Annotated in this window: 20 protein-coding genes and 1 pseudogene; 3 read left to right on the forward strand and 18 right to left on the reverse strand. The window is 39.3% G+C overall.

Translation table 11 applies throughout. From position 1 onward, the window contains the following. The first annotated feature begins 154 nt into the window (after positions 1 to 154). Positions 155 to 2,980 carry an excinuclease ABC subunit UvrA gene (gene uvrA, locus QU01_RS02305; protein ID WP_195742649.1) on the forward strand — a complete coding sequence of 942 codons (2,826 nt, stop codon included), beginning with the start codon at positions 155 to 157 and terminating at the stop codon, positions 2,978 to 2,980. Positions 2,981 to 3,880: 900 nt separating this feature from the next. Here uvrA and QU01_RS08365 read toward each other — a convergent pair. The 17 genes and pseudogenes from QU01_RS08365 to QU01_RS02395 all read right to left on the reverse strand — a co-directional run bounded on the left by QU01_RS08365 (position 3,881) and on the right by QU01_RS02395 (position 22,169). After that, on the reverse strand, positions 3,881 to 4,063 hold the full coding sequence (locus QU01_RS08365; RefSeq protein ID WP_229260232.1) for a hypothetical protein: 183 nt from the start codon (positions 4,061 to 4,063) through the stop codon (positions 3,881 to 3,883). Positions 4,064 to 4,577: 514 nt separating this feature from the next. After that, a complete protein-coding gene (gene flgR / locus QU01_RS02320; protein WP_033761632.1) occupies positions 4,578 to 5,723 on the reverse strand; it encodes a transcriptional activator FlgR in 1,146 nt (381 codons plus the stop codon). After that, positions 5,720 to 6,193: a hypothetical protein gene (locus tag QU01_RS02325; RefSeq protein WP_033761629.1), complete on the reverse strand. Its 474-nt coding sequence runs from the start codon at positions 6,191 to 6,193 to the stop codon at positions 5,720 to 5,722. Before QU01_RS02325 ends, flgR begins: the two co-directional genes overlap by 4 nt. Next, a complete protein-coding gene (gene gyrA / locus QU01_RS02330) occupies positions 6,193 to 8,691 on the reverse strand; it encodes a DNA topoisomerase (ATP-hydrolyzing) subunit A (RefSeq protein WP_033761627.1) in 2,499 nt (832 codons plus the stop codon). Before gyrA ends, QU01_RS02325 begins: the two co-directional genes overlap by 1 nt. Positions 8,692 to 8,706: 15 nt before the next feature. Next, positions 8,707 to 9,093 (reverse strand): diacylglycerol kinase, encoded by a 387-nt coding sequence (locus QU01_RS02335; RefSeq protein ID WP_033761626.1) that lies wholly within the window; start codon positions 9,091 to 9,093, stop codon positions 8,707 to 8,709. Then, a complete protein-coding gene (locus QU01_RS02340; RefSeq protein WP_033761625.1) occupies positions 9,086 to 10,114 on the reverse strand; it encodes a hypothetical protein in 1,029 nt (342 codons plus the stop codon). The genes QU01_RS02335 and QU01_RS02340 overlap by 8 nt, the downstream gene beginning before the upstream one ends. Positions 10,115 to 10,123: 9 nt before the next feature. After that, positions 10,124 to 10,315: a hypothetical protein gene (locus QU01_RS02345; RefSeq protein WP_033761622.1), complete on the reverse strand. Its 192-nt coding sequence runs from the start codon at positions 10,313 to 10,315 to the stop codon at positions 10,124 to 10,126. 202 nt (positions 10,316 to 10,517) lie between these two features. Further along, a complete protein-coding gene (locus tag QU01_RS02350; protein WP_001885650.1) occupies positions 10,518 to 11,018 on the reverse strand; it encodes an acetone carboxylase subunit gamma in 501 nt (166 codons plus the stop codon). Between the two features lie 16 nt (positions 11,019 to 11,034). Further along, on the reverse strand, positions 11,035 to 13,332 hold the full coding sequence (locus QU01_RS02355; RefSeq protein ID WP_025275922.1) for a hydantoinase B/oxoprolinase family protein: 2,298 nt from the start codon (positions 13,330 to 13,332) through the stop codon (positions 11,035 to 11,037). Positions 13,333 to 13,343: 11 nt separating this feature from the next. Beyond that, on the reverse strand, positions 13,344 to 15,485 hold the full coding sequence (locus QU01_RS02360) for a hydantoinase/oxoprolinase family protein (RefSeq protein WP_033761620.1): 2,142 nt from the start codon (positions 15,483 to 15,485) through the stop codon (positions 13,344 to 13,346). Between the two features lie 233 nt (positions 15,486 to 15,718). Continuing rightward, positions 15,719 to 16,720, reverse strand: coding sequence for a lipid A deacylase LpxR family protein (locus QU01_RS02365; RefSeq protein ID WP_033761617.1), 1,002 nt, complete (start codon positions 16,718 to 16,720; stop codon positions 15,719 to 15,721). 124 nt (positions 16,721 to 16,844) lie between these two features. Next, the gene (locus QU01_RS02370; RefSeq protein WP_033761616.1) at positions 16,845 to 18,209 is read right to left on the reverse strand and encodes a TIGR00366 family protein; all 1,365 of its coding nucleotides are present in this window, start codon (positions 18,207 to 18,209) and stop codon (positions 16,845 to 16,847) included. 19 nt (positions 18,210 to 18,228) lie between these two features. Continuing rightward, the gene (locus tag QU01_RS02375; protein WP_001206254.1) at positions 18,229 to 18,852 is read right to left on the reverse strand and encodes a 3-oxoacid CoA-transferase subunit B; all 624 of its coding nucleotides are present in this window, start codon (positions 18,850 to 18,852) and stop codon (positions 18,229 to 18,231) included. After that, the gene (locus tag QU01_RS02380; RefSeq protein WP_033761613.1) at positions 18,849 to 19,547 is read right to left on the reverse strand and encodes a CoA transferase subunit A; all 699 of its coding nucleotides are present in this window, start codon (positions 19,545 to 19,547) and stop codon (positions 18,849 to 18,851) included. The genes QU01_RS02375 and QU01_RS02380 overlap by 4 nt, the downstream gene beginning before the upstream one ends. Before the next feature lie 10 nt (positions 19,548 to 19,557). Continuing rightward, complete coding sequence (locus QU01_RS02385; RefSeq protein WP_033761611.1) at positions 19,558 to 20,733, reverse strand: acetyl-CoA C-acetyltransferase; 1,176 nt, start codon at positions 20,731 to 20,733, stop codon at positions 19,558 to 19,560. 280 nt (positions 20,734 to 21,013) lie between these two features. After that, positions 21,014 to 21,412 (reverse strand): annotated as a pseudogene (locus QU01_RS02390) (3'-5' exonuclease); the annotation flags it as partial. A gap of 94 nt (positions 21,413 to 21,506) precedes the next feature. Continuing rightward, positions 21,507 to 22,169, reverse strand: coding sequence for an NgoBV family restriction endonuclease (locus tag QU01_RS02395; protein WP_033763524.1), 663 nt, complete (start codon positions 22,167 to 22,169; stop codon positions 21,507 to 21,509). Positions 22,170 to 22,231: 62 nt separating this feature from the next. On the opposite strand from QU01_RS02395, the gene dcm reads away from it, so the two are divergent. Then, positions 22,232 to 23,536 (forward strand): DNA (cytosine-5-)-methyltransferase, encoded by a 1,305-nt coding sequence (gene dcm, locus QU01_RS02400; protein ID WP_033763421.1) that lies wholly within the window; start codon positions 22,232 to 22,234, stop codon positions 23,534 to 23,536. Positions 23,537 to 23,614: 78 nt separating this feature from the next. On the opposite strand, the gene QU01_RS02405 is transcribed toward dcm, so the two are convergent. Continuing rightward, on the reverse strand, positions 23,615 to 24,427 hold the full coding sequence (locus tag QU01_RS02405; RefSeq protein ID WP_033763525.1) for a 3'-5' exonuclease: 813 nt from the start codon (positions 24,425 to 24,427) through the stop codon (positions 23,615 to 23,617). Positions 24,428 to 24,564: 137 nt separating this feature from the next. Here QU01_RS02405 and feoB point away from each other — a divergent pair, with 137 nt between their 5' ends. Then, the gene (gene feoB, locus QU01_RS02410) at positions 24,565 to 26,493 is read left to right on the forward strand and encodes a ferrous iron transport protein B (RefSeq protein ID WP_033763068.1); all 1,929 of its coding nucleotides are present in this window, start codon (positions 24,565 to 24,567) and stop codon (positions 26,491 to 26,493) included. Positions 26,494 to 26,704: the final 211 nt, after the last annotated feature.

Raw genomic sequence — 26,704 nt, forward strand, 5'->3', positions numbered from 1 at the left:
TCCTATCTTTAAAATTGTCTCATAAAATAATAGCATGTTTATCCTTAATCAAGCAAATATTTTTAACTCTTATGAATAAGAAATGATAATAAAACCATTCTTTTTTGAAGTATAATAGCTCCTTTTAATCCATTTTCTTATTTTAAGGAAACTCTTGCAACATAAAACCATTATGGATAAGATCATTATTCAAGGGGCTAGGGAAAATAATCTCAAAAATATCTTTTTAGAAATCCCTAAAAACCAGTTTGTTGTTTTTACCGGATTGAGCGGTTCGGGTAAATCCACTCTGGCGTTTGATACTTTATACGCTGAAGGCCAAAGGCGCTATTTAGAGAGTTTGTCCAGCTATGCTAGGCAATTTTTAGACAAAGTGGGTAAGCCTAATGTGGATAAGATTGAAGGCCTAACCCCAGCGATTGCTATTGATCAAAAAACCACTTCTAAAAACCCTAGATCCACTGTGGGGACGATCACTGAGATTTATGATTATTTAAGGTTGTTGTTTGCAAGGGTTGGGGAACAATTTTGCCCCACATGTTTAGAACCCATTAGTTCTATGAGCGCGAGCGATATTATTTCTCAAATCTGTCATTTAGAAGAAAATTCTAAAATCATTATTCTAGCCCCCATTATTAAAGATAAAAAAGGTTCGTTTAACGATAAATTAGAGAGCTTGCGTTTAAAGGGGTATGTGAGGGCTTTTGTTGATGGGGTGATGGTGCGTTTAGATGAAGAAATCCATTTGCACAAAACCAAAAAACACACCATTGAAGCGGTAGTAGATAGGGTGGTTATCAATAGCGAAAATGCTTCACGGATCGCTAGCGCAGTAGAAAAAGCCCTTAAAGAAAGCTATGGGGAATTAGAAGTGGAAATCTTGCAAGACAACGCGCCAAGCATCAGAAAGCATTACAGCGAGCATAAGGCATGCTTTAAATGCAAGATGAGTTTTGAAGAATTAGAGCCTTTGAGTTTTTCATTCAATTCGCCTAAAGGGGCGTGCGAGAGCTGTTTGGGTTTGGGGACAAAATTCAGTTTAGACATTAGTAAGATTTTAGATCCTAACACGCCTTTAAATCAAGGAGCGATTAAAGTGATTTTTGGGTATAACCGCAGTTATTACGCTCAAATGTTTGAAGGCTTTTGCGAATATAATGGTATTGACAGCACGCTTTGTTTTAATGAATTGAATAAAGAGCAACAAGACGCTCTTTTGTATGGGAATGGCACTGAAATCAGCTTTCATTTTAAAAACAGCCCTTTAAAACGCCCTTGGAAAGGCATCATTCAAATCGCTTATGACATGTTTAAAGAGCAAAAGGATTTGAGCGATTACATGAGCGAAAAAACCTGTTCTTCGTGCGAGGGGCATCGTTTGAAAGCCTCTAGTTTGAGCGTTCAAGTCGCTGGCTTGAAAATGGCGGATTTTTTAACCAAGCCCATTGAAGAAGTCTATCACTTTTTTAATGATCCCACGCATTTTAGCTATCTTAACGAGCAAGAAAAAAAGATCGCTGAACCCATTTTAAAAGAGATTTTAGAAAGGGTGTTTTTTTTATACGATGTGGGGTTAGGGTATTTGACTTTAGGGAGGGATGCGCGAACGATTAGCGGAGGGGAGAGTCAAAGGATACGAATCGCTAGTCAAATCGGGAGTGGTTTGACAGGGGTTTTGTATGTTTTAGACGAGCCTAGCATTGGCTTGCATGAAAAGGACACGCTCAAACTCATCAACACCCTTAGGAATTTACAAAAAAAGGGGAACACGCTCATTGTCGTAGAGCATGATAAAGAGACGATTAAGCATGCGGATTTTGTTGTGGATATTGGGCCAAAGGCTGGAAGGCATGGGGGTGAAGTGGTTTTTAGCGGGAGCGTAAAAGATTTATTGCAAAATAACCATTCTACCGCCTTGTATCTCAACGGCACTAAAAAGATTGAGCGCCCTAAATTTGAACTCCCTAAAGAAAAGCATTTTTTAGAAATCAAAAATGTCAATATCAATAACATTAAGAATTTGAGCGTTCAAATCCCTTTAAAACAATTGGTGTGCATTACTGGGGTGAGCGGGAGCGGTAAAAGCTCGCTGATTTTACAAACTCTTTTACCCACCGCTCAAACCCTTTTAAACCATGCCAAAAAAACTCAAAGCTTGAATGGGGTGGAGATTGTGGGGTTGGAGCATTTGGATAAAGTGATTTATTTAGATCAAGCCCCCATAGGCAAAACCCCACGAAGCAACCCTGCCACTTACACAGGAGTGATGGATGAAATCAGGATTTTATTTGCCGAGCAAAAAGAAGCTAAAATTTTAGGCTATAGCGCGAGCCGTTTTAGTTTTAATGTTAAAGGGGGGCGGTGCGAGAAATGCCAAGGCGATGGGGATATTAAAATAGAAATGCACTTTTTGCCTGATGTGTTAGTCCAATGCGATAGCTGTAAGGGCGCTAAATACAACCCCCAAACTCTAGAAATCAAGGTGAAAGGCAAATCCATTGCTGATGTGTTGAACATGAGCGTGGAAGAAGCTTATGAATTTTTTGCTAAATTCCCTAAAATCGCCGTGAAGTTAAAAACGCTTATAGATGTGGGCTTGGGCTATATCACTTTAGGGCAAAACGCTACGACTTTAAGCGGGGGGGAGGCTCAAAGGATCAAATTGGCTAAAGAATTGAGTAAAAAAGACACAGGCAAAACCCTTTACATTTTAGATGAGCCTACTACCGGTTTGCATTTTGAAGACGTGAATCACCTTTTACAGGTTTTGCATTCTTTAGTGGTGTTAGGCAATTCCATGCTAGTGATTGAGCATAATTTAGACATTATCAAAAACGCTGACTACATTATAGACATGGGGCCTGATGGGGGGGATAAGGGCGGGAAAGTCATTGCGAGCGGCACGCCTTTAGAGATGGCACAAAATTGCGAAAAAACCCAAAGCTATACGGGAAAATTTTTAGCTTTGGAATTGAAATAGCTTGCATGGGGTTTGTTTGTTAAAACGATGTAGGGCTGAATAAAATAACAGACAGCCAAATATTAGAGAGCAGAAAAATTACAAGGCTAGAGGCAATAATAGCCACTTGATCATGCAAGAGTTAGCAAAGAAGCCATGCCTTTGAAATCCATCGCATGAGAGTTTGAAAAATGAGAAAGCATTAAGGAAAATAGAGACTATTAGGACACTATTTAATCATTACAGAAACGGCAATAGCGTCTCAAACCTTAATGGGAATAATCCTACCACAAACGACTTAAAACACAAGAGCCATAATGAACCAAGCAAGAAAGAATGCACCATAGTTAAATCCATGTTAGAGATTATAAAAAGCTTGAAATAAGCAGGTTATCAGCCATTAAAAATCGTGAGAGTGGACGCTATTATTTTCGTCATGTAACCCAAATTACAAGGGGTAGGGTTAAAAACCTCATAAACTCACTATTTTTAGTCCCACACAAAAACTACTAATAAGGCTTTATTATCATTAAGTGTTAATCATAAATTATAAAAAATGCTAAAAAACATTTTTTATAGTCAATAGTAAAGAGTTTGATTTTAATTTTAATTGCATGATAATTTTTGTAGTGCGGTCTTAGGGGTTAAAAAATGACTTTTAATTTAAAAAATAAGAAGATTAAGACCCAACAAGATTTTATTTATTATTGTTTTCTTTCCGCATTATAATCGCTTAATGGGATCTTTGCCAAGGAGATTGCCAAACAGAGGCCCTTTTGACAACTCATAAAACACCTTGCTTGTTATTTTAACGGCTGTCTTCTTTGAGTCTTTAAGGTATTTGAGGAATTGCATTTTAACTTCTCTATCAATCATAGACCCCCACTTTTTATAGCGGAATTTGATCACGAATTCCGTTCCTTATATCCGCTCTATTTTGTAACTCCTAAATCCAACCCCCAAATACTTCCTCACCAACCACTCAATGTTGTAAGGCCCTTTGTCCAAAAAACGCCTGATATTTACAGAATTGGTTTCATAATATATTGCAGGCTCGCCATTTTCAAGCAAATCAGCAAGAGTGGTGTTGTCATTATCAATCATAGGGGGAACATAAAACCCTAAACACTCATCAACCCCTAATTCCTTAACGATAAGCAATCTGCAACTGATAAAATCACCATCCTTATCGTTAAGAACATCAATGATTTTATAAGAGCTACCATTAATAGATCGAGTGAGGTTTTTGTGGTTCTTTATTAGTCTTTAATCCATTAAATTCATCAAAAATACCCGCCATGAGATCATCATTATTTGCTAAAGCGGTCTTGCTATTCAATCTAACAATTTTTTCCTGACTCAATTGAACAATAACTTCGTTATCTCTTTATCCGCTCCAACACCAATCACTCTATAGCCAAATCTATCCACTCTTTGACTCAATTTGCTACACAATAAACCATGTAATCCCTTGTTTTTTAATTTCTTAACCATAAAATCATTCGCTAACATAAAAACTCCCCATTAATTGAACCCCAATCTTTAAACCCCTTTAAGCAAAAATCCCAAATTAAGCGTTTCTAATAAATGCTTTTTTTAATAACTCCATGAAATTATACTACCTTTCCAAAAACAAATCTTTTTCTTGGATTTCTGCTCCTTCGCTTAAAATCGCCGCTCTTTCCACGACGCCTAAAAGCTCTCGCACATTCCCATGCCAAGAGTATTCTAAAAGGCGTTTTGCGGCGTTTTTTGAAAAAGATTTTGGCCCCAAATGATACGCATCGCACACTTCTTTAAGCTTGATTTCAGCAATGGGTAAGATCTCTTCTGTCCTCTCTCTTAAAGGCGCGATAGTTATAGGCACAATTTGCAAACGGAAAAACAGATCCTCTCTGAATTCTTTCGTAGCGATTTTTTCTTTCATGTTAGCGTTGGTAGCGGAAATGAAACGGACATCAATTTTAACGCTCTTATTGTCCCCAAGGCGCGTGATTTCTTTTTCTTGAACCACTCTTAAAAGTTTGCTTTGCAATTGAAAGGGCATTTCAGCGATTTCATCTAAAAAGATCGTGCCTTTATTAGCGCTTTCAAAAAGCCCCATTTTAGGCGCTGTGGCGTCCGTGAACGCCCCTTTTTGATACCCAAAAAGCTCGCTTTCTAATAAATGCTCTGGGATAGCGGACATGTTGATCGCTATAAAAGGGTGTTTAGAGCGTTGCGAATGCTGGTGGATGAAATGAGCAAAAACCTCCTTACCCACCCCGCTTTCGCCTAATAGCATGACATTAGCGTCCGTGCTTGCGACTTTTAAGGCCTGCCGTTTGCTCTCTTCTAACGCTTTTGAAGCGGCTAAAAAGCTGTGTTTGTGTGGTTTTTTTAAAGGTTTTTCTAAAGGGTGTTTTTTTTGAAATTCTAAAACTTTTTTGGTGCGATAGATGGATTCTAAAAGCAATTCTGGTTTAAAAGGTTTTTGGAAAAAGTCTTTCACGCCTAAACGAATGGAATCAATGGCTTTATTCAAGGTCGCATTACCGGTAATCACAATGGATTCATACTTGCCTTCTAAAAGGCGTAAAAATTCTAAGCCGTCCATATGGGGCATGTTAATATCCGTGATGACTAAATCAAAGCTTTCATCTAACTTGGCTAAAGCGTCTTTAGGGTTTTTAAAACTCACAATCTCTAAATCGTCTTGAAGCTCAAAAAAAAGCTCCAGACTTTTACGCATATTAATATCATCTTCTACGATGGCGATTTTCATTCTTCTTCCTTTCTAAAAATATCTAAAAACAGCACATCTCCCACTAAACTCGCTTTAACGCTTAAGGCTTTGAGGTTAAGAATGCTTGTGGTAGTGGTGCCGTTTTTATAGCTGTGATCATAATGCGTGATAGCGACTTGGCTTTTTAAAATGCAGTCTATGACTCGCTCTTTTTCTTTTTTTAACGCTATTTCTAAAAGGAAGCGTTCTAACTTTATTTGGAGCAAGGGGTTTTTCAAATTAGGTAAGTTGCTAGTAATAATAGAGCAATGATAGTCTAAGACATAGGGGGCTGTTTTGATGCGGCTAACGATAGGTTTAGAGACAGAATACTCTTCGCCCATCACTCTAGAATCAACGATTTTTAAGCGATACGAAATTAAAAATTCTTGATCTTCTAGGGGGCTTAGGGCATGCAAAGAAACCCCCAAAAAATACAATAAAAAATAAAAGAATGAAAAGAAACGCATCACTCAAATAATTGTGTAGGAGGGTTTTCTAAATTTTCTGGCTCTTCTTCTTTAGGGCAAGAATTGACATACATGACTTTATCGGCGGTGTTTATGAGCTTTACCCCACTGGCGTTTCTTCCGGTTTCTCTAATGTCTTTAATGGAAACTCTGATCATTTTTGCGCTTGCAGTAAGGATCATCAAATCCAGATTTTCATCATCCACGCTGATAACGCCCACTAGATTGCCGGTTTTTTGAGTGAGCTTCATGCCAATGACCCCCTTACCTCCACGAGATTGCTCTCTATACGCTTCGGCTAAAGTTTGCTTGCCAAGCCCGTTTTCACTCACGCTCAAAAGCTTGTTGCCATCATCGCTAATAACGACCGCGCCGACAACAAAATCGTTTTCATTCAGCCTAATCCCTCTAACCCCACGAGTAGTTCTTCCAATCTCGCGCACATCTTCTAAAGGGAATTTAATGAAAATGCCCAAATGCGATGCGATGAGCAAATGCTTAGCGTTGTTATCCACAACTTTTGCGCTCACTAATTCATCGCCTTCATCTAAAACAATCGCTCTGATACCGCTATAACTCCTATTACCGCCAAATTCGCTCAAATTGGTGCGCTTCACTACGCCATTTTTTGTAAAGAAGGCCAAAGAGCGTTCATCGCTAAAGTCTTTGGTGCTTAGAGTCGCCATGATCTTTTCATCCGGAGCGAGCGAGATTAAATTCACAATAGCTTTACCCATAGCGATCCGGCTCGCTTCTGGGATTTTATAGACTTTTAGATGATACAATTGCCCCTTATTGGTGATAAAGAGCAAAATATCATGCGTGTTAGCCACAAAAAAGTTTTCAATGAAATCGTCTTCATAAGTGCTGCCTGAAAGCTTGCCCTTACCGCCACGATTTTGCTTTTCATAAGCTTTTAAATCCACTCTTTTCACATAGCCTTTATAGCTCATGCTCACTACCATAGGCTCATTAGCGATCAAATCTTCTATGTCAATATTTTCATACGATTCTTGAATTTCAGTGCGCCTTGGAGAAGAAAATTGCTCCTTGGCTTCTAAAAGCTCTGTTTTGACGACCTCATTCAAGCGATCTTCGCTCTTTAAAATGCCATTGAGATCATCAATAAGCTCTAGCAAGTTTTGGTATTCTTCTTTGATTTTATCTCTTTCAAGGCCTGTTAAGCGTTGCAAACGCATTTCTAAAATGGCCTTGCTTTGGATTTCGCTCAAAGTGAAACGCTCCATTAAGGCGTTTTTAGCCGCTTCTGGGCTTGGGCTTGTTTTAATGAGTTGCACGATTTCATCAATATTGTCTAATGCGATCAAATAGCCCTCTAAAATATGCGCTCTGGCCTTAGCCTTTTCCAATTCAAAAATCGTGCGTCTTATAATAATGGTTTTTCTGTGGTTTAAGAAAAGGCGCAACAACTCTAAAAGCGTGAAAATCTTAGGCTCTTTATTATAAATAGCGAGTAAAATGATGCTAAAAGTGGTCTCCATAGTGGTGAGTTTGTAGAGATGGTTTAAGACAATTTCACTCATCGCGTCTCTTTTTAACTCAATCACCACTCTAATGCCCTCTCTATCGCTCTCATCGCGCACTTCGCTAATGCCTTCAATTTGTTTTTCTCGCGCTAAATCGCTGATTTGTTCCACTAATTTGGCTTTATTGGTTTGAAAAGGCATTTCATCTAAAACAATGATTTCTTTATTTTTCGTCTTTTCCACATGCACTTTGGCCCGCACTTTCACGCGCCCTCGCCCCATTTTATAGGCTTCAATAATACCCGCCTTGCCATAAATGATCCCGCCGGTGGGAAAGTCAGGCCCTTTGACAAATTCCAAAATTTCATCTAATTCAGCGTTAGGGTTTTCTAAGACATGCGCTAAAGCGTCTATGATTTCATCAATTCTGTGGGGGGGGATAGAAGTCGCCATTCCTACGGCGATCCCATTAGCCCCATTGACTAAAAGGTTAGGCAGACGGCTTGGTAAAATATCTGGTTCTTTTAAGGTGTCATCATAATTAGGCACAAAATCAATGGTGTCTTTATCAATATCCCTTAAAATTTCTTCACTCGCCTTAGTCATTCTGGCTTCAGTGTAACGCATTGCTGCAGCGTTATCGCCATCAATAGATCCAAAGTTGCCCTGCCCATCCACTAATTCCAAACGCATAGAAAAATCTTGCGCCATTCTCACTAGTGCATCATAAACCGCGTTATCGCCATGGGGGTGGTATTTACCAATCACATCACCCACGATCCTAGCGCTTTTTTTGTAAGCGACTTTGGGAGTAAGGCCTAATTCATGCATCGCATACAAAATACGCCTATGCACAGGCTTTAAGCCATCTCTAGCGTCCGGTAAAGCGCGCCCTATGATCACGCTCATGGAATAAGCTAAATAGCTCTCTTCAATAGAAGAGTCAATCCCCACTTCTACAATATTTTTTGTTTCATTGACTGAATTATCTTGGACTGAATTATCTTGCATGTGTCTCCCTAAAATTTAATTAAAATAAAGCGTTAAAAGATAACGCCCCCAAACAAAAGCCCAAAAAATAAGCCCTATCAGTTGGGCTGCACTGGCCATGTCTTTAGCTTTTTTGGCTAATGGGTGGAACTCGGTGCCAGTAAAATCCACAGCCTTTTCAATAGAGCTATTGATGAGTTCAACCACCACCGATAAAAAACAAGGCGCAATCAATAGCCCCCATTCTAAAAAATCTTTAGCTAGATAGCTCGCTAGAGTGATACAGAAAAGAGCCAAGATGGCAATTTGTCTGAACGCGCTCTCTTCAGCCCATGCGCATTTAAGCCCGTCTTTAGAATAAAAAAGGGCTTTAAAAAGGCGTTTAAACCCTTTAGCTTTGGGGGGGACTTTGAAATCACTCATGGCTTATTTTGTAAGATTGAAAGAAATTCACGCTAAGGCTATCCAACAAGGCGTTAAAAGTCAGCTTGGTGTTGTCTTTAGCCTGGGCATTAAGAGTGATCTGAGATCGTTTGTCTTTAGCCATAGAAACAAAGGCTTGCAACAATCCCTTAAAATTTTGTTGGAGTGCGCTATCGTCTTTAAAACGGGATTGGAACAAGGCCATAAAATAGTTTTCTAAAGAAGCTAACGCGCTTTCATAAGAGACGCTAGGGGTTTGAGAACGCAAGCTAAAATAAGGGGAAAAAAAGCCCAAACTCTCTTTATGTTGGTGGTAAAAGGCTTCTAAAACATTTTTAAGATGGCGCGCTTGGATAGAAACGCCCAACTTTGGTGCTGAAAAACGCAGTTTGTTTTGCAACTCTTCTATGGCTTTAGCGTCTTTAGAACTCAAGGTTTTAAAAATATTTTTAAGGGATAGATTTTCTTGCACCTCCATTAAACCCTCTTGAAAAAAAGTGTAAGCAAAGATATTCTCTGCATTAGTCAAATCGCATTTTAAGTTGTCGTTTAAGGTTTTTTCATCTAAAGCGTTGAATGCTAAAGAGCAATTCAAGCGCGTGGGTTTCATTTTTTCTAATAAGGTATTCAAATCTTTTAGGGGGATTTGGCTGATTTTTTGCTGAATATCTTGTTCTAAAATAGGGGATTGGATTTGAGAATGGACAGAAAGAGTGAGAGAGCTTTTATCTAAAGAATGGAGCTTGATACTCAAATTTTTAAAATCCATAATAGGGGAGTTTTGAGAATTTAAAAAACTGAGCTCTTTAGAAGTGCATGCAATTTTAAAAAACCCTTCGCATTCAAAAGGAGCGCCTACAATCCCCATGCCCTTAATATGGGGGCGTTGATCCAAATAAGCGTTAAGATAAGCACTTAAAGATTTTTTAACCGACATGCTAGTAAAGAAGATAAACACCCCTAAAAGCACGCAAATTAAAGCCCCAATAACCACCATCCAAGACATGAATTTTTTAGTCAAAAACACCCTTTATTTTATTGAAAGCATAGTGATAGAACCCATAAAATGCGTTTTCTTATTTTTAGAGATATTGACAATATCCTGCAGTAATTTTTCACAATTTTCTTCTTCCCAAGTGTGGTTTCGCTGGTGTACAAGGACAGAAAATATCGTGTTTGTTAGGGCAAAAAAGTCGTTAGTGGTGTCTTGTGTTATTTTCATAGCTTTCCTTTTAGGTGGGTTAAGATTATACCAAGTATTAAATCAAAAAAAAAGAAAAAGAGCTTAAAATTTTGAAAAAGTCCTAATTTGTGGCTGAATTTGTTGGGATTGAAGAAAAATTCGCTTGAGTTGAATTAACCCAAGCTTTTTATAAGTGTGTCAAAGAGGCATAAAGCCTCTTTATAAAAAGGATTGAGCGATTTTAGCGTCTTTCTGGGGGCTGTATGCCTAGCCAATCTTTATAAAACACCTCTATATCAGGCTCAAAATCATGGATCACAGGATACCAAGGAGTTGGGGCTTCAACATCTAAAAGGATGCCGCAATCCGGACAAATATACTCCCGATACACTTGCCAGTTGGTATCACTAGCTAAGAGTTTAGGATACACCTCTTCCATTTTTTCTGCTGTATCGCGCACATAGATGTTTGCATGCAATTTCCAGTTCTCCTCTGGAGCGCAAAACGCATGACCGCATGAACACTTAATGACCCACTTCTTTTGAGGATCTTGCACCACAAACAAATGCGGCCCCAAGGGTAAGACGATTTTGTCATCAAAATCTACCTTATCTTGCAACACCTTCAAATACATTTGGAACCTTTCATGATCTTTAGGCATGCTCAGCATTTTTAAGACAGTGTTCCAATCCAAGTTCCCCTCTACCAAATTTTTAATTTGTTCTTGTGTGTATTTTGACATGACCATTCTCCTTTCTTTATTTCTCATCAACCAACAGAACTGTGCGCACATCAGGCAATTTGCTCAAATCCATCCTGTATTTAGATCCATAGGTGAATACGCCAAGCTCATCTTCTTTCACGCTCCAGCTCTTTGGCAAGTTCCAGAATGTTTTAAAATCATTCAAAAACTTAGGCGAGAGATCAAAGCTAGTCGCATACATGTGTTTAACTTGTTTGGAAGCCTCTTTTTCAAGGATAGCGTTCCTTTCTTGCTCCATCCATTGTTTTACCGGTATGGATCTAGCCTTTCTGTTTTCAAGAATTTCTTTTCTTCTGGCTTTCGTTTTGGCTTCATCTCCTACCCAAATGCCGTCTTTATTCTGGCTCACAATCGCACCATAAACCTTGTAAGCGTATTCTGGCAATAGTTGTTTGCTGTTGAGATCTTCTAAAATCGCGTTCAAATCCCTTTCAATCGGATCGCCAAATCCAGGACCGCCTTTGATGTAGTTCAAATACAAGTCGTAATTGTCAAAGCAATTTTCTGTGGTGATGCATTGCTTATCCCTTTTGACTTGAGACGCATGAGAAATGTGCTTTTCATAATCTCTATCCGTTGGGTTAAAATCACCCCCCAAAGGCAAGCTGGCGTTATTTTTAATCCTGTTTTTTAAATCGGTGTTGTGCGCTTCAAACCTATAGCCACTAGCCGCTGGATAGCCCCCCATCATACCCCAATCGCTATTCATATAGCCATTACCCATAAAGAACATGGTCCAATCATGCGCACCCCACACCATTCTTAAGGTTTCAAACCCGTTACCGCCTCGATATTTCCCATACCCACCGGTATTGGCTTTGACATTCCTGCCCAAATAAAGAAGAGGCTCTGCCATTTCCCAAATTTCAACATCGCCCATATCGCCTTCTGGATTCCAAATAGCCGCTGCGTGATTCAGGCCGTCTTTTATCGCACAAGCTCCAGTCCCACAAGAACTTGTCTCAAAGCTATTCACCGCATGGATTTCTCCATCCTGGTTGATACCACCGCCTTGCAACCAATTGGAAGTGTTAGCGTTTCCAGAATTGACCTCTTCTAAATACCCTCGGCTGTAATACGCTTGAGACAAGCCTCTCCACAAAGCGCTCCAGCCTGATACCAAGAAATGCCATGCATAAGCATGCCCGGTGCGCCTGTCATCTGGATTCATCCAAGTCCCTTTTTTGAGTCTGAATTGAGTGGCGAAATAAGCACCATCATTGATGCGAGAAGTGGGTATCAGCGTTTGAGTCATCATCACCCAAATACCGCTAGTGAAAGACACTTGGTTGCAATTGAAAGAGTGCCATCCCCACCTAGACGCGCCATCAAAATCCAATTTCCATGTAGCGTCTTTATTGATAGTGATTTCCACAGGAGAGTGCATGATCGTGTCTAGCTTAGCAAATTCAGAGCACACGCCAATATCCTTATGCGCATAAGGCACATCCACAAACGCTACCTTTCTATACTTGCCTGGTATGGTCATGGATTTGATCCTAGAGATAAGACCTCTCCTCCCCTCTTCAATCACCTCATCAATAAATCGCATGTAAGAATCAATGCCGTCTTCTTTAATGACTTCCATCACTAAATCCCTAATCATATGGCATCCTGCAATTCTAGTCCTTTCATCTAGAATCCAATATTTAGGCGTGCGAACCGATCTTTGAGATTCATGCAACCAATCTTTAAAGCTCTCATCATTCGCTCCTGTCTTACGGCAAGTGATCATGTATCCATCCCCAAATCTTTGAACCTGTCCAGTGCTCATCGATCCTGGAGTAACCGATCCCGTATCAATCACATGCGTAACACCGCCTACCCACCCAATCAATTTTTCATCGTGAAAAATAGGCACAAGAGTCATAATATCGCATGGGTGCACATTCCCAATCGCGCAGTCGTTATTGGTGAAAATATCCTTGTCATTGATGCCTGGGTTATCTTCCCAATTATTCTCTACCATGTATTTGATAGCTGATCCCATAGTGCCTACATGGATAATGATACCCGTAGAAGTCAGCACGCTATCGCCCACAGCGTTATAAAGCGTGAAGCACAATTCCCCCTCTTGCTCAACAATAGGGCTTGCCGCAATCCTTTTAGCCGTTTCTCTGGCATGCACGATACCGCCTCTTAATTTAGAGAACATCTTCTCATAACCAATCGGATCTCTTTCTTTAAACTCTAGTTTTTTGAGACCATTATAATGCCCTGTTTTTTCTGTCCTGGCTAGGATTTCATCTCTAGCTTGTTTTAAAGTTTTGCCGTTTTTCAATAAATTTGCCATTTTGAACTCCTTTATTTAATTTCTTTCAAGTGGAACAATCGGTGTTTGTCTAGTCTTGTCGCAAAGCCTTTGGGTATCACGAAAGTGGTCGCATCTGATTCCACGATCGCAGGCCCTATAACTTCATTTCCAGGCAGTAATTTTTCCATTTGCCACACATCTGCATCCACCCATTTTTTATGCCGATAGAATTTTCTAACGCCTATTTTGGCTTCTTTTGGGGGCGTAGCGCCATGCTCTTTTTCAACCGGAATTACAGGTTTTTGCGTAGCCACAACACCACGCATGATCACGCCGGTCACGCTAAAACCAAGCTCTGGAGAACACGCTGATTCAGAATAAACACGAGCGTAGGTTTTTTCATATTCTTTGACAATTTCTTCCCAATCAGCCACGCTTGCAGCTTTTGATACAGGAGAAGTGATCTCTAAGTCATTCAATTGTCCCATATATTGCATCCTGTATCCAGGTCTTAAGATCACATCTTTTTCAGAGAATCCATTGATCTTGAACTCTTCAATCACTTTGAGAGTCAATTCATCCCATGCGTCTTGAATGATCTTGCATGCTTCTACTTTTGACTTGTCTGAAGAATACTGCGGAATGGCAATATCCACGCTCTTGTCGTATCTGTATTCAAAATCAGCGCAAGCGCAACCAAAAGCGCTAAATCCAGCCGCCCACGCAGGCACTACCACATCCTTAAACCCTAAGCCTTCTGTATAGCCATAGGTATGCACAGGCCCCGCGCCACCATATGAAAAGCACACAAAATCAGACGGGCTATACCCTTTAGCGCTAATATTGGATCGCAAGTACTCTTTAAGATCCAAATCAAGCAACTCAATCACACCTGCAGCCGCATCTTCTACGCTAATGCCTAGCGGATCAGCGATTTGCTCTTTAATGTGTTTTTTAGCCCTATCCACATCTAATTTGATCAAACCGCCTAAGAAATTATCCGGGTTCAAATAGCCTAAAACAATATGGCAATCGGTTACTGAAACCGTGTCTAACCCACTGTCTTTCCAACAAGTGCCAACTCTATACCCCGCACTGTCAGGCCCTAGTTTGACAGATCGGCTGTGTGGATCAATGCGCACAAAACTCCCCGCACCTGCGCCAACAGAGTCCATAGCCACAAGCGGTAGAGATAAAACAAGGCGTGCCATATCAGGGTCAGAAGCGATGTTGAAATTGCTCTTAACGATAAGCGCCATATCAAAGCTCGTGCCGCCAATATCGCTGCATGCAATATTGTCATAACCAAGCGTTTCGCCTAGCAATTTAGATCCAATCACGCCTCCAATAGGGCCGCTCACAATAGTCCTAGCGAGCTCTTTAGCTTTCCAGCTAATGGTGCCTCCATGCGTTGCCATCACACGAAGATCAAATTTAGCGCCATGCTCTTTGAATCGGTTGCTGACTTTAGAGAGAGTTTGCCTGCTTGGCTCAGCCGCATAAGCTTCTAAGATAGTGGTGTTCATTCTGTGGCTTTCTTTTCTTTGAGGGTAGTAATCCACAGAAGCGAATACGGAAATGTTTTTACCCAATTTTTCAATTTCTTTTAACGCAATATCTCTAACGATCCGCTCGCTTTCAGCGTTTTTATGAGATTGCAACAAGCAAATCACAATGGCTTTCGCACCTGCTTCTAAAAGCTCCTTAACAGCAACTTTAACCTCTTCTTGGCGCACTGGGATAACCACTTGCCCCTTGACATCGGTTCTTTCTGTAACGCCTCTAATCCTTTTTAAAGGAATCAGCGGATCATCATACTTGTGCGTGTTGATATGCAACCTTTCTTCTAGCGCATACCCCAAGTAGGATTGCAACGCTCTGCCCATAGAATGCATTTGCTCAAAACCCTTATTGCAAATCAGGCCCACTTCCATCCCGTGCCTTTGGACGACCCGATTGAGCATCGCCGTGCCTGAATACACGCAAGTGACCAACTCTGGATAAACCTTACTCACATCCGATTTCCAGTGCGATAAAGCGTCTTGCGAGCTATTATAAATAGCTAAGCTCTCATCTTCTGGGTTGCTTTGGGCTTTACCAACTACGAAACTGCCATTTTCTTTCACAAAAAATGTGTCCGTCATGGTGCCACCGGCATCAATACCCATCACCTGAACTTTTGCGTCTTTCATTGTTAGACTCCTTTGAATTAAAGTGTTTCTCAAGGAAACCTATTCAAATTATAAGGCGGATTTTTAAATGGAAATCGTTTATTTCAAAGTTGTTTGCAATAAGGAAAAATTTAGTGTAATAAAGTGAAAAGTAGTAACAAATTCATTCAAAACGCTACTGATATTCATCTTAAATCGCCAAAAAATATCATATAAATATCATATAGGCAGAAAAACATTAAACCTATATTAAATCAAAAGGCGAAATTCAATTCTAAGGTGCCGATTTGGTGGTGCTTAGGCTGGGATTGAAAGGTTTTACTAATATCAGTGATCGTAAAAGCCACCCTGAGGCTACGCCACATCATAGCCGCTCCTATTTCACTGGCATAAACAAAGTATTCCAAATTGGCAATGCCCCTAGTTTCAGGGCTATTGCCTTGAATGAAGATGTTAAGGGGTTGGAAGCGCCCAAAAGCCCCTGCAAAAAAATAGATGGAAAACTTATCGCTATAAGGCATGCCCCCATCAAAAGCGGTATTGACCTTATTGACACCATAATCAGCGTCCAGGTTATACCCAGCCCTAAAGAGCGAGCCGAGTTGGAAATAATCCCTCGCATTACCCAATTCCACATTAAACCCAGGCATTAACTCCATAGAAAAAAAACGAGTCTTTAAAAGGGGGACTTTTTTGAGCAATTGGTAGTGCAATTCAAAGATAAATTCGTTTTTGAGCTGTGTGTTCCAGCCATAAAATTGGGGGTCATGGCCCCATTTATGAATGAGACGCTGCGTTTGAGCGGCCAAAGAATCTTGCCCTGTCGTGCCTAAAGAAAGCGTGAATAACTCCATAAAAGTTTGATGGCGGTTATACACATTCAAATTCACTCTCAAATACCCCCCATAAGGGTGGTTGTCATGCAAATGCACTAGTTTTCTGTTTTTAAGTGAAGGGGTATACATGTCTTGGGCGAGGGAAATGCCAAAACGAGTAACCCTAGGGCTTTTATTGAAAAACCCTAAATACGAAGTCCATTTCATCGCTTTATTTTTGGAAAAATCAAACTCTTTAGTAGAAAAGCCTATTTGATTGCCTGCGGTATAATACTCATCAATGTAAGGGTTGATATAACCATCATTTTCAGTCATCAAATTGATAGAATAGCGTTTAGAGGGCGTTAATGGGGTAGGAATATCCTCTTTTGCCCATGCAAACATTCCTAATAATAAACATAAAATAAATTTGAAAAACAAAACACTTCCTTAGGTTATTATGGGGGTTATTGTAACGAAATAAGGCTTAATTACAAGAGCGTTTAAAGGGTAAAAAGAGAAAACTTTACCCATTGAAAAGAGCGTGGTTTTAGGCATAAAAAACTCACACTAAAAAATAAAACACCCCACACACGACTAAGCCTACAAAAATTAAAGTCAAAACGCAATAGCCCATAATATCTTTAGCGCCCAAACCCGCAATGGCTAAAGCAGGCAAAGCCCAAAAAGGCTGTATCATATTCGTCCAAGCGTCTCCCCAAGCGATAGCCATAGAAACCACGCCCGGATCCACGCCCAAGCTTTGCCCAGCCGGGAGCATGATGGGAGCTTGAATCGCCCATTGCCCTCCGCCAGACGGAATAAAAATATTGACAATCCCTGCGCTCAAAAAAGTCATGAGCGCGAAAGTTTTTTCATTAGCGATGTGCGTGAAGGCTAAAGAAAGCATTTGCGCTAAAGAATGACCCCCCACGCTATGGCTTGCCATCATCCCCATAATCCCAGCATAAAAAGGGAATTGCAATAAAATCCCAGCCACGCTCCTAGCGGAATGATTGATCGCTTTCACATAAGCCAAAGGGGTTTTATGGAGCAAAATCCCTAAAAAAAGGAAAATCGTATTGACAATGTTTAAACTAATCCCTCCCTCTTTAAAAAAATAAATACCAAGATAACCAAAACCCAAAAAAACCAAAAGATAAGAAAGCAAAGCGCTGTTTTCCAAAAAATGCGCAATCGTTTTGTCTTGTTGGTGGTCAATAAGTTCAATCTCTTTGTATTCGTCTTTTAAAAGCTTTGAATCAATCTCAACGATTTCTTCTTTTTTAGGGTGGATCATTGCCATTAAAAAGGGTAACCCTACAAGAATGATCCCTATAATGATTAAATTATAAGTAGAAAAAATCGTCTGACTGATAGGAATGGCTTTTTCAATCACCCCAGCGCTCATTTTGGACAGATTTTCATTTTGGGTGGCAACGCTTAAAGGGATAGAGCCTGATAAACCCCCATGCCAGATGACAAAACCCGAATAAGCGCTAGCAATGAGCAACCTGTAATCCACCCCTTTAACATTTTTGGCGATCTCTTTTGCAAAAATCGCGCTGATCACTAAGCCAAAACCCCAGTTGATCCAATTAGCGATTAACGATAAAAAAGTAACCAACCATAAAGCCGTGTAATACCCTTTAGGCAAAGATGCCAAGTATTTTAAAAGCTTTTGGACTAATTGAGCGCTAGCTAGAGCCTGACCTAGCACCAAAATAAGGGCCATTTGCATAGAAAAACCTAAAAGCGTCCAAGCACCATTCCCCCAACTAGAAATGACAGACGAAGCGTCTTGCCCTGTCAAGCAATAAACAAGAACAAACACGACAAACGATAAAAGAGCGACCAAGACAAAGGAGTCCGGCAAACATTTAGACGCCAAAAACACGCACGCTGAAGTCAAATGCCTTAATAAAAACATAAACACCCCCTTTTATAAGCTATAGATGCACTTCAAATTCAGCTTCTGTTTTTTCTTTCACTTGATCAAGGCTGACCCCCTCTTGCAATTCCACTAATTTCATGGCGTTATTGGAAAACTCAAACACCGCTAAATCCGTTATCAATTGATGCACCACGCCCTTTCCTGTTAAAGGCAATGAGCATTCTTTTTTCACTTTAGACTCCCCGTATTTGTTGCAATGCTCCATGATGACAATCACTTTTTTAGCGCCATGCACCAAATCCATAGCCCCTCCCATGCCCTTTATGAGCTTTTTAGGGATCATCCAATTAGCCAAATCCCCATTTTGTGAGACTTCCATCCCCCCTAAAATCGCTAAATCAATATGCCCCCCACGAATCATCGCAAACGAATCCGCGCTATTAAAAAACGAAGCGCCCGGCACCACGGTTACGGTTTCCTTTCCTGCGTTGATAAGATCCGCATCAACGCCCCCTTCTAAAGGGTAAGCACCAATCCCTAACAGCCCGTTCTCGCTTTGGAAAACGATATTCATCCCGCTCACTTCATTAGCCACAAGCGTGGGCAAGCCTATCCCTAAATTCACATACATGCCCTCTTTTAATTCCTTTGCCGCTCTTTTAATGATAGCCTCTCTCATTTCGCGCTCCTTGTGGTGATTTTTTCTATCCGTTTTTCAAATTTCTCACCCTTATAGATGTGTTGCACATAGATTCCTGGCAAGTGTATTCCATCTGGGTCTAATTCCCCGGCCGGGACAATTTCTTCCACTTCAGCGACGCATACTTTTGCCGCCATCGCGCACAAGGGGTTGAAATTTCTGGCCGTTTTTCTGAACACCAAGTTCCCAAGAGTGTCGCTTTTATAAGCTTTGATAAGCCCATAATCGCCTGTTATGGCTCTTTCTAAAATATACTCCTTGCCGTTAAATTCCCTTGATTCTTTGCCTTGAGCGATCAAAGTCCCAACCCCTGTTGGGGTGTAATAAGCGGGTATCCCAGCCCCTCCAGCGCGCAAGTTTTCAGCCAGCGTGCCTTGCGGTGTCAAAACGACTTCAATTTCTCCGTTCAGCATTTGCGATTCAAAAATCTTATTCTCCCCCACATACGAAGCGATAATCTTTTTAATCTGTTTTTTTTCTAAAAGAATGCCAAGCCCAAAGTCATCAACGCCGCAATTATTGCTCACGACAATCAAATCCTTGATGCCTTTCTTGTAAATGTAATCAATGGCGTATTCGGGTATCCCGCACAGCCCAAAACCACCCACTAAAATAGTATCTCCGTCTTTTAATGCGCTCAATGCTTTGTCTAAATCGGTTATAACCTTGTTCATCTCATTCTCCTTATTTTTGTTCCACTACCACTGATAGCCCTTGACCGCCACCCACGCACAACGACGCGCAACCCACGCCATGCCCACTTCTTTTCATTTCATGCAATAAAGTCACTAAGATTCTAGCGCCGCTCGCGCCAATAGGGTGGCCAATGGCTATCGCGCCTCCATTCACATTCACGATATTAGGGTTTAACTCAAGCTCTTTTAACACGGCGATGCTTTGCGCGGCAAAGGCTTCATTGAGTTCAAAAAGATTGATGTCGTTGAGATTCATTTTGACATTTTTAAGGTTGTTTTTAATCGCAATGCTAGGGCATATACCCATTATATCCGGACTGCAACCACCCAAACCAAACCCCTTGATAGTGGCCATGGCTTTTAACCCCAATTTTTGCGCTTTTTTAGCGCTGCATAAAATGATAATACTCGCGCCATCATTGATCCCTGATGAATTCCCTGCCGTTACCGATCCGTCTTTTTTGAAAGCGGGTTTGAGCTTTGCAAGGGATTCTAGCGTCGTGTCTCTAGGGTATTCGTCTTCTTTAAAAACCACCACGCCTTTTTTATTCGCTATTTCAATAGGTGTGATTTCTTCTTGGAATTTCCCTGCATTAATGGCGGCTCTTGCTTTGAGTTGCGATTGGAGCGCGAAATTATCTTGCTCTTCTCGGCTTATGTGGTATGCTTGAGCGACATTATCAGCGGTGATCCCCATGTGGTAATCATTGAAAGCATCCCATAGCCCATCATGTACCATGGAATCTATCATGTTCGCATTCCCCATTCTTTTCCCCTCTCGCATATCAAACGACAGGTAGGGCGCTGCACTCATGTTCTCCACGCCGCCGCACACCACCACCTCATCGCGCCCAAGCACGATGCTATCATGCGCTAACTGGATAGCTTTCATAGACGATCCGCAAACCATATTGACGCTGAAAGCGTTTCTGTCATTAGGGATACCGGCGTCTAGTTGGATCTGTCTGGCGATATTTTGACCCAAACCAGCACCTAAAACATTGCCTAAAATGACAGAATCCACATCGCTAGGCTTAAGAGCACTCGCATTCAAAGCGTCTTTAAGCACGCAAACACCCATTTCTCTAGCGCCTACATTCTTTAGAGAGCCTAAAAAACTCCCCACCGCGCTCCGCTTTGCCGCCACTACAACCACTTCATTCATGTCTTTGCCTTTAAGTTGATTTGCTCATCATGATATCACTTTTAGATAATTGACGCCCTAACAGGTTGGATTTTACTTTAGGTTTTGTTTTAGATTGAGGGCGATCCGTTTATTTTTTTCACAAAATATTATTCTTATCGTTCAATAATTATTGCACAATATAGCTTCAAGTGGGGATCTAAAATCAAGCAGATACGCACTTTAGGCTCATGTTTCTCTAACGCTTTAAAAAATTTCTTTCTAAGCAGTCTTTACCTAGTTTCAAGGTTTTAATAGAATTTTAAGCAAACTCCCTAATCTCTTTTTCTAAAGCGTTAATAAAAACGCTTGAATAGGATTTTTCCTTAGGGAATTTGGCTAAAAAATCATTCAATAGCCCAAGGTATTGCTCCTTACTTAAAGCCCCTTTCAGCACTTCGTATTTTAAAAAAAGCCAGTAAGTGTTAAGCACATCGCTTTGGCAATAGCCATCAATAATGCCTTTTTTCTCCTTTTGGCTTATCTTAGGGTTGTAATAAATCGCATGCACTAAATCCCCGCTCACATCAAATTTACCAGGAATATTCATCATAGAGCAAATGCCATTCAAATTCAACCCCCTAACGGATCCATAATGGCTCAAGCTATCCATTAAATCCAAATGGAACTGCTCGCTATAACGCGCGCGGTAATTCTCCCACAATCATAAAAAAATATTTTTAAGGCTTTAAAAAACAATAGATAGTTTTTCTAAAACTCACATGAAAAAATCCAGTTAAGTTACCTTGATCTTTTTAACCAAAGAATATAGTGTTACATTTTTCTAGTAAAGTTTTATGCCACTTTAAAGCTTTTTCTTCCCCTTTATAAAGTTTTAAAGTGTCATAAATAGCTTGTATAAATTCATGTGTATTTTGAAAAGCAAAAGCCTTATTGGTTTTAAAAGCACTATTAGGGCGTATATTATAAATCATTCCTCTTTTTACTTGCACTTTTAAAGGATAATAAGATGAACGCCCTGCAATTTCATAAATTTTATGCAAATAAATTTCTTTAATTAGAATATCCCCATTTTCTTGCATCTTATAGGCAAAAATCAAGTAAAAAGTGTTTAAAATTTGTGGATTTTCTAGCAATCTATCACAATAAGACTCAAAATTTGCAATATCAAATGCAGGGTTTTTTTCGTATTGAAAAGCCTTGATTTCTAAAAACTCCCAAATTTGTAATTCTTGATTAAACAATAAAAAATCAGGAAAACTTTGTGAATTTTTTGGTTCTTCAAATTGATAGCCAACCTGCAACATAAAATCTTTAAGCCATTCTTGCAAAACAAACCCTACTGTATCTTTGGCTTTTAGAGTAGTAGAAATATTAGCTAAACAAAAAATAATTTTTCCTTGTGTTTTATCCCATTCGATCTTTTTTAAATCTCCATAAAGTCGTGTTGTGCTTATAGTTTATCCTTTTATTGTTGTTAATAAGCCAAATTATAGCCAAAAACAATTATAATAACTCCATGATAGTAGAACAAGACCTTTTTGCACCATTGTTGAAACCCAATAATTTTAAGCCTTATTTCACAGATTATAAAAATCAAATTGTGCGTTTTGTAGATTTATTTGCAGGTCTTGGTGGGTTGCGTTTGGGACTTGAACAAGCTTTATCTAGCATAGGGTTAAAATCACAATGTGTTTTAAGCTCTGAAATTAAAAAAAGTGCCTTACAAGCTTATATAAATCATTTTAAAGAAACGCCACAAGGTGATGTTACACAAATTAATACAAATGCTATTCCTAATTTTGATATTTTATTAGCAGGTTTTCCTTGTCAACCTTTTTCTAGTGCTGGGAAACGACGAGGACTAGACGATACTAGGGGAACTTTATTTTTTGAAATCATGCGGTTTTTATTAGCTAAAAAACCTAAAGGATTTTTGCTAGAGAATGTTCCTGGACTTCTTACGCATGACAAAGGAAAAACTTTTTCCATTATGTTAAGCCATTTAAAAGAATGTGGTTATTTTGTCAATTATAAACTTTTGAATGCCAAAGATTTTGGGGTTGCACAAAATAGAGAACGCCTTTATATTGTAGGTAGTTTATCTTGTCCTATTGATTTGAATAATTTTCCTACTACAAAATGTGTTTTTAAAGATGTTCAAGAACACCACTTGGAACTTTTAAATACCCCTTTCACAAAAAAAATTTTGTCTCAATTTACTCCAGATGAACTTTATGGTAAGGCTATTAAAGATAAAAGAGGGGCTAGCAACAATATCCACTCATGGGATTTAGAGCTAAGAGGAGCGGTTAATCAAACTCAAAAAGACTTTCTTAATCTCTTTTTAAAAGAGAGACGCAAATCTAAATATGCCATACTTTGGGGAACACCCAAGAAAGATGGTGTACCTCTTAATTTGAAAAGTATTCAGGATTTTTTTAACCATGTAGATTTAATCAATTTGTTAGATGATTTGGTCGTTAAAGGCTATTTAAAAAAATTTAAAAATCCTAAAAATAACGAATTTGGTTTTGCTCTTAGTGGTGGAAAACTTTCTTTTGAATTTTCTAAAATCTTGCACCCTAATGAACCTACTCCAACCTTAGTAGCGAGCGATATGCATAAAATGGGAGTAATAGATTTTAAAAACAAAAAGGTAGGATTACGGCGTTTGAGCATTCAAGAAGGATTAAGATTGTTTGGTTTTCCTAAAAATTATAACCTAAATACATCCTACAAAGAAAGCATGGATTTATTAGGCAATAGCGTGTGTGTACCTGTTATTCAAGCCATTAGCAAGAGACTAATAAAAATTATATAAAAAGGGATTGAAACATCTCAAAAAAGTATATAGCTAATCTTAAAAACACATTTTTTATTTTATTAAATTTATAGAATTTTAAGCAAACTCCCTAATCTCTTTTTCTAAAGCGTTAATAAAAACGCTTGAATAGGATTTTTCCTTAGGGAATTTGGCTAAAAAATCATTCAATAGCCCAAGGTATTGCTCCTTACTTAAAGCCCCTTTCAGCACTTCGTATTTTAAAAAAAGCCAGTAAGTGTTAAGCACATCGCTTTGGCAATAGCCATCAATAATGCCTTTTTTCTCCTTTTGGCTTATCTTAGGGTTGTAATAAATCGCATGCACTAAATCCCCGCTCACATCAAATTTACCAGGAATATTCATCATAGAGCAAATGCCATTCAAATTCAACCCCCTAACGGATCCATAATGGCTCAAGCTATCCATTAAATCCAAATGGAACTGCTCGCTATAACGCGCGCGGTAATTCTCCCATTTGTTTTCTTGGTTGTAAAAAGCGTCTAAGGTTAAATTGTATTTAAGGGCTTTGAGCGTGAGTAGAGGCATATCAAAACCTCTGCCATTGAAGCTTATTAGGCGCGGTTGCTTTTCGTTAAAGTATTTGAAAAAGTCCTCTAAAAGCTCTTTTTCGCTTGTAAAACCCTCTTTATTTTCGTGTTTTTGACCAAAATTCCCCACTTTGATAAATTGCCCGTAATCATCGCCAATGACTGCTGCAATAGAGATGATTTCATGCAAATAAAGGGGCAAAAACTCGCTCCCACTTTTTTCTTTTTGCTTTTCAAAACTCCATTCACAGATTTTTAGCGCATCATTTTCTTCTAATTGAAAATGCTCTTTACACAAACTCACGCTAGGAATGGTTTCTATATCAAACACGCACAACATTACACGCTCCTTTCGCATTTTGACATTCTTGTCTCGCTTTTATTATATAACAATTAGTCTTATAGCGCTATAGTGCCAACTTTTAATATCAAAACGATATAACCAAAAATTAAAAAAACTTATTTGGAGAATTGGAAGTGAAAGAAATCACTATCGCTCTTGTGGGCCAACCTAATGTGGGGAAATCGTCTCTCATCAACGCTTTGAGCAACGCCCATTTGAAAGTGGGGAATTTTGCTGGGGTTACCGTGGATAAGATGGAAGTGGGTTTGATCCATAAAGAGCATCAAATCACTATCATTGATTTACCGGGCACTTACGCGCTCAATGACTTCACCACTGAAGAAAAGGTTACTAAAGATTTTTTAGAAAAAGGGCAATACGATCTCATTCTTAATGTGGTGGATTCCACCAATTTAGAGCGTAATTTAGCCTTAAGCGCTCAGCTGTTAGACACGAATAAAAAAATGCTTCTCGCGCTCAACATGTGGGATGAGGTGCAAAAAGAAGGCGTTAAAATTGATACAGAAAAGCTTTCTAAAGAATTAGGGGTTGTGTGCGTGCCTACAAGCGCAAGATCCAAAGAAGATCGCTTGAATACAGAGCTTTTATTAGATGAAATTGTCAGGCTTTATTCTCAAAATACTACAAATAATGAAAGCATAAAAGTCCCGTCTCAAAGCTTTAAGGAGTCTTTAAAATACAGCCAGAGCGCTCAAAGAATCGCTCAATTAGTGATCAGTGAAAACAAGCAAAATGCGAGCTTTGAACACACCTATAAGATTGATAAGATTTTAATGCACCCTCGTTATGGGATTTTCATTTTTTTAGGGTTTATGTTTATCATTTTTTCCTTGAGCTTTTTAATAGGGGGGGGAGTGCAAAAAGCGCTTGAAGCAGGGTTTAAATTTTTGAGCGATGGCATCAAAGAAAATGTGGCTAATGAAGATTTAGCGTCTTTGGTGGGCGATGGCATTATTGGGGGAGTGGGAGCGACGGTTTCATTCTTGCCTTTAATTGTGGTGTTGTATTTTGGGATTTCTTTACTAGAGACGACAGGCTATATGAGTAGGGTAGCGTTTTTACTAGACGGGATCTTGCATAAATTTGGCTTGCATGGGAAGAGTTTTATCCCTTTAATCACCGGTTTTGGCTGCTCTGTGCCAGCTTACATGGCGACAAGAACCTTACAAAACTATAACGAACGGTTGATCACGCTTTTTGTGATCGGGTTTATGAGCTGCTCGGCAAGGCTGCCTATTTATGTGCTGTTTGTAGGCTCGTTTTTCCCTTCTTCAAGCGCGGGGTTTGTGCTGTTTTGCATTTATATTTTGGGGGCGGTTGTGGCGTTAGTGATGGCCAAATTACTCAAATTAAGCGTGTTTAAAGGACAGACTGAATCCTTTATCATGGAAATGCCCAAATACCGCTTTCCCAGTTGGAGAATGGTCTATTTCAGTATCTACACCAAATCGCTTTCTTACCTAAAAAAAGCCGGGACTTACATTTTAGTGGGGGCGATTTTAATCTGGTTTATGTCTCAATACCCTAAAAGCGATGCGGCTATGAAAACTTATAAACAAGAAAGCTTATTAGTGGATAAAAACACCACTCTTTCAAGCGAAGCTAAAGAAGAAAAATTAAAAGAATTAAAAGCAGAATTGGATAAAAAGAATTTAAAAAACAGCATTGTAGGAAGAGGCGGGGCGTATTTAGAAAAAGTCTTTAGCCCTATGGATTTTGATTGGCGTTTGAGTGTGTCGCTTGTAACCGGATTTATGGCTAAAGAGGTGGTGGTTTCTACTTTGGGGGTGTTGTTTTCTTTAGGGGATCAAAATGAAAAATCTGACGCTTTTAGAGAGATTTTAAGAAAAGAAGTCAGCGTGCCTAGCGGGATCGCTTTTATCGTGTTTGTGATGTTTTATATCCCTTGTTTTGCAGCGACCATCACTTTTGGTAGGGAAGCTGGGGGGATAAAGTTTGTAGCGTATTTATTCATCTTTACAACCGTTGTAGCGTATGCGTTTTCCTTGATAGCTTTTTATGCAACTCAAATTTTGGTTTAAAGACCAGCCATAAAAGGGTTTTTAAACCCTTTATTTGTTTAAAATCCACCCCATTAGAAATATTAAAAAATTTTTATTTTTCTTTATATCCCAATCTTTTCTATAAACATTCGCATTAATCGGCATTTTTGATAAAAAAGTCATTAATATTATCTAAATAATAATTTTTTAAAAATTTAAGCTAAAACTAATAATAGTTATTATAAATTTC

This window comes from Helicobacter pylori SA221C, from assembly GCF_000476855.1.
Lineage (GTDB): Bacteria > Campylobacterota > Campylobacteria > Campylobacterales > Helicobacteraceae > Helicobacter > Helicobacter pylori_DK.

Bases quoted from the DNA above. Each gene is read 5' to 3' on its own strand.
- QU01_RS02380 (WP_033761613.1), bottom strand. From the start codon at position 19,547: ATGAACAAGGTTATAACCGATTTAGACAAAGCATTGAGCGCATTAAAA.
- QU01_RS02325 (WP_033761629.1), bottom strand. From the start codon at position 6,193: ATGCGTTTCTTTTCATTCTTTTATTTTTTATTGTATTTTTTGGGGGTT.
- dcm (WP_033763421.1), top strand. From the start codon at position 22,232: ATGATAGTAGAACAAGACCTTTTTGCACCATTGTTGAAACCCAATAAT.
- QU01_RS02385 (WP_033761611.1), bottom strand. From the start codon at position 20,733: ATGAATGAAGTGGTTGTAGTGGCGGCAAAGCGGAGCGCGGTGGGGAGT.
- flgR (WP_033761632.1), bottom strand. From the start codon at position 5,723: ATGAAAATCGCCATCGTAGAAGATGATATTAATATGCGTAAAAGTCTG.
- QU01_RS02345 (WP_033761622.1), bottom strand. From the start codon at position 10,315: ATGAAAATAACACAAGACACCACTAACGACTTTTTTGCCCTAACAAAC.
- QU01_RS02355 (WP_025275922.1), bottom strand. From the start codon at position 13,332: ATGGCAAATTTATTGAAAAACGGCAAAACTTTAAAACAAGCTAGAGAT.
- QU01_RS02350 (WP_001885650.1), bottom strand. From the start codon at position 11,018: ATGTCAAAATACACACAAGAACAAATTAAAAATTTGGTAGAGGGGAAC.
- gyrA (WP_033761627.1), bottom strand. From the start codon at position 8,691: ATGCAAGATAATTCAGTCCAAGATAATTCAGTCAATGAAACAAAAAAT.
- QU01_RS08365 (WP_229260232.1), bottom strand. From the start codon at position 4,063: ATGATTGATAATGACAACACCACTCTTGCTGATTTGCTTGAAAATGGC.
- QU01_RS02405 (WP_033763525.1), bottom strand. From the start codon at position 24,427: ATGTTGTGCGTGTTTGATATAGAAACCATTCCTAGCGTGAGTTTGTGT.
- QU01_RS02375 (WP_001206254.1), bottom strand. From the start codon at position 18,852: ATGAGAGAGGCTATCATTAAAAGAGCGGCAAAGGAATTAAAAGAGGGC.
- QU01_RS02370 (WP_033761616.1), bottom strand. From the start codon at position 18,209: ATGTTTTTATTAAGGCATTTGACTTCAGCGTGCGTGTTTTTGGCGTCT.
- QU01_RS02360 (WP_033761620.1), bottom strand. From the start codon at position 15,485: ATGAAAGACGCAAAAGTTCAGGTGATGGGTATTGATGCCGGTGGCACC.
- QU01_RS02335 (WP_033761626.1), bottom strand. From the start codon at position 9,093: ATGAGTGATTTCAAAGTCCCCCCCAAAGCTAAAGGGTTTAAACGCCTT.